Annotated in this window: 4 protein-coding genes and 1 pseudogene; all 5 read right to left on the bottom strand. The window is 66.0% G+C overall.

Features of this window, described 5'->3' with window-relative positions:
- Positions 1–20 precede the first annotated feature (20 nt).
- Positions 21–497, bottom strand: coding sequence for a YcgN family cysteine cluster protein (locus HUK82_RS15230; protein ID WP_176614754.1), 477 nt, complete (start codon positions 495–497; stop codon positions 21–23).
- 66 nt (positions 498–563) lie between these two features.
- Positions 564–2,087 carry an efflux transporter outer membrane subunit gene (locus HUK82_RS15225; protein WP_176614753.1) on the bottom strand — a complete coding sequence of 508 codons (1,524 nt, stop codon included), beginning with the start codon at positions 2,085–2,087 and terminating at the stop codon, positions 564–566.
- Positions 2,087–2,998 carry an HlyD family efflux transporter periplasmic adaptor subunit gene (locus HUK82_RS15220; RefSeq protein WP_176614752.1) on the bottom strand — a complete coding sequence of 304 codons (912 nt, stop codon included), beginning with the start codon at positions 2,996–2,998 and terminating at the stop codon, positions 2,087–2,089. The genes HUK82_RS15225 and HUK82_RS15220 overlap by 1 nt, the downstream gene beginning before the upstream one ends.
- 75 nt (positions 2,999–3,073) lie before the next feature.
- Entirely contained in the window at positions 3,074–3,268 is a 195-nt protein-coding gene (locus HUK82_RS15215) for a DUF1656 domain-containing protein (RefSeq protein WP_176614751.1), read from the bottom strand.
- Positions 3,265–3,576 (bottom strand): annotated as a pseudogene (locus HUK82_RS15210) (hypothetical protein); the annotation flags it as partial. The pseudogene HUK82_RS15210 and the gene HUK82_RS15215, both read right to left, overlap by 4 nt.

Below are 3,576 nucleotides of genomic sequence, written 5' to 3'. Positions count from 1 at the left end.
CCCGGCGGCCCGCGCGCGCATCAGCGGCCCGGGACGGTCGGCCCGCGCGTCGGGTCTTCACCGGGCCAGTCGACCAGATGATCCTCGACGGCGCCGGCATGTCGTTCGCTGATGATGCGTCCCGCTGCGGAAATCCCGGCTTCCCGAACCGTCTCGGCGCGGCCCGAGACAAGCGGGTGCCACCAGGGTAGGTCCCGTCCCTCCTGAAGGCGGCGATAGGCGCAGGTTGGCGGCAGCCAGTCGATCGTCTCCAGCATCGCCGGCGTCAGGCTGATGCAGTCCGGCACCTTGGCCTGCCGGCGCGGATAGTCGCGGCAGCGGCAGGTCGCCACGTCCAGCAACCGGCACGCCACCTCGGAAAACAGGATCTCGTCGGTGTCGTCGTCACGCAGCTTGTGCAGGCAGCAACGTCCACACCCGTCGCAGAGCGATTCCCACTCGGCAGCGCTCATCTCCGCCAGGGATTTGGTGGTCCAGAAGGGCTTGGTTACGGGCATGAGGCCATAAACCGGAAGCCGCGCTGCCCGCGCAAGTAAAATTACCCCCGCGCGCGCGGTACCCGCTCACTGGCGAATGGCGCGGGCCAGAACGTTCTGCGATTCCAGGGACACCGGCAGGGTAGTGTTGGTGACTGCAACGCCGCGCCAGCCCGCGCCGAGCGCGGTATAAAGGTCAATGGCGTCGCGCAGCCGTTCGAGGCGTGCCAGAGCTTCGAGATTCTGCGCGTTCAGGGTGCTCCGCTGTGTGGTCAGTACGTCCAGGAAACCGATCAGGCCCGCGCCGTACAGGCGTTCGGCGCGGTCGCGGGCGGTCGCACTGTCGACGGCGGCGCGATGCAGCAGGGCGTTATGCTCCTCGTCATCATGCCAGGCGGCCATGGCGTCCTCGACCTCCTTGAAGGCCTTGAGCACCGTCTGGCGATAGGTCAGGCGGCTGGCCTCGGCCATGGCCTGGGCCGCGTGAATCTGCGCCGTATACTTCCCGCCATGCATCAGCGGGACGCTGGCCATCATCAGGAACTTCCAGCTCAGCGCGCCCGCCTCGAACAGCTGATACATGGCCGACGCGTTCGGATTGAACGACAGAGGAATAACGAAATTCGGGTAAAGCTGCGCCACGGCCACGCCGACCCGCGCCGTGTCTTCCGCGTAATGACGCTCGGCCATGCGGATGTCGGGGCGGTTGGCGATCACGATCGACGGCAGGGTGGCGGGAAAACCCGGGACGCTGGGCAGGTCCTGATAGACCTTGAGCTGCGCCTCGGTCGTGCCCGGCATCTGGCCCAGCAGCACGTCGATCGCGTGGGTCAGCTGGGAAATATGGGTCTTCAGCGGCTCGCGCGCGGCGGTCTGGCTGTCGAGTTCGGCCTGCGCCTGCGCGATCTGGAGCGTGTTGCCCACGCCCTCGACATACAGGCGGTTGGTCAGGTCGAGCGCATCCTGCGCCACGCGGATGTTGTCGTTGGCGATCTTGAGCTGCAACTGCGTCGCGCGCAGCGTGACATAGTCGGTCGCGAGTTCGGACAGCATGGCCAGCAGCACGGCGCGCCGGCTCTCGATGCTTTGGTCGAACACCCGGTCCTGAGCCTCGACGGAACGACGGATGCGACCGAACAGATCGATCTCCCACGTCGCCTCGACACCATACGACAGATAGGACGAACCGGGCCGATTCTGGGGATTGCCCGGGCGGATGGGCCAGTTGTCGACGTTGATGGAATAACGCGCATCACCGTTGGTGGTGTTGGCGTCGATCTGTGGGTACCAGGCCGACACCGCCTCGTCGTGCAAGGCGCGTTCGGCCAGAATCCGTTGCCCCGCGACCTGCAGGTCGTAGTTACCCGAGATCGCCTTGGCGACCAGCGCGTTGAGCATCGGGTCGTGGAATTCCGCCCACCACTGCGTCATCTCGTGGTTGGCGCGCGCGATCTCGTCCGCGGTGGCGTCGTGTTCGGCCTCGGTGAATCCCGACGGCAGCGTCATGCGGTCGGGCTGGTAGTTGGGCCCGACGGTGCAGTCCGTCAGCATCAGGACAGCCCCGAGCATCAGCCCCGTCCTGCGCAGGCGCGTGGAAGTCATGATGCGCATCACAGGTGGTTCTGCAGCCATGTCGCCAGACGCCCGTGCGAGCCGCGTGCCTCGGGTCCGACGCTGATCGTCGCGGTCATGCCGGCGGCCAGGGTCACGCCCGGCGGCACACGGTCGAGATGCACGCGCACCGGGATGCGCTGCGCCAGACGGACCCAGGTAAAGATCGGGCTGACATCCTGCAGGCCGAGGCGGTCGGGATTGCCGTTCTGGTCGTTGATGCCCCGCGCAATGGACACGACGTGACCCGGCAGGATCTGGCGATAACCCATCAACTTGACGCGGGCCACGTCGCCCACATGCACGCCCCACATCTTGGTTTCTTCGAAATAGCCATAGACCCAGAAGGAATCGGCGTCGATCACCGCAAGTCGCGCCTGCCCGGCCGTGGCGTAGTCGCCCACGCGCAGATTGAGGTTGGTGATGAAGCCGTTGACCGGAGAATAGAGCACCGAACGTTGCAGGTTCAGGCGCGCGACATCCAGAGCCGAACGCGCGGCGTCGACGGCGGCCTGCTGCGTCTCGACGCTGGAGTTGAAGCGCTCCTGCTCTTCGGCCGAGACGATGCCGCCCAGCCCCATGCGACGACGTGCGTCGCTCTGGCGCAGTTTCAGCTCGGCGTCCGCGCCGGCCAGACGAGCCTCGGCCTCGGAGATCGCGAGACGGAAACGTACGGGGTCGAGAACATACAGCGGATCGCCCCGATGGACGTACTGGTTGTCCACCACCGGCACCTGCACCACCGTCCCGGAGACTTCGGGCGCCACGTCGACCACATAGACGCGCACGCGCCCGTCACGCGTCCAGGGCGCGACCATGTAGGTGTTCCACAACGTGAAACCGAGCACCACAGCGGCTCCCACCACGATCAGTGTCAGAACTACCCGGATGAGAGTACGAAGCAATAACATTGAGGCGTCTCTTCGATGCGTTCTTGTTGCGGCGCCGCGGTGGGCGCCAGGGCAGGCGTCAGGGCAGGCGCCCCGTCAGGCGTAGGACACAAGCAGGCACAGCACGCACGTATAAAGTGCGATTTCGAACAGGGCGACATGCCAGAACCATTTCATGATTCCGGTTCGCCACAGCACGAAGCGCAGGATCATGGTCAGCGGTATGGCCGCCACGGCGTAGACCACGATCGGTGCCATGAACACGCCGAACAGGTCGAATTCGGTCATCATCGCGCCATTACTCCGGACTCCATTCTCCAGCTTGTGGGCGTCACCAGCGCATCGTCGAAACCCGGCATCGAGCGCGTGCGTTGCAAGGGTCCGGCACGGTCGAAGAAGCCGGGCGCGGAACCGACAAGATAGGAAATCTGTAGCAAGGCTCCCGCGACGCGACGGCCTGCGACCGCGTGCGGGCCGGTCGCCGACTGGGCCATATCGAGTATCTGCCGGGCGTGGTCGCGGATGATGTCGGCCGCGCCATGCGGATCGCGCCGCACGCGCGACAGGGCACCCATCGCGTCGAGCAGGGCCGCGCGCGT

The organism is Ameyamaea chiangmaiensis (genome assembly GCF_013376175.1).
Taxonomy (GTDB): domain Bacteria; phylum Pseudomonadota; class Alphaproteobacteria; order Acetobacterales; family Acetobacteraceae; genus Ameyamaea; species Ameyamaea chiangmaiensis.
The sequence above is the reverse complement of the archived record's forward strand: the minus strand, read 5'-3'. Positions and strand labels throughout refer to the sequence as shown.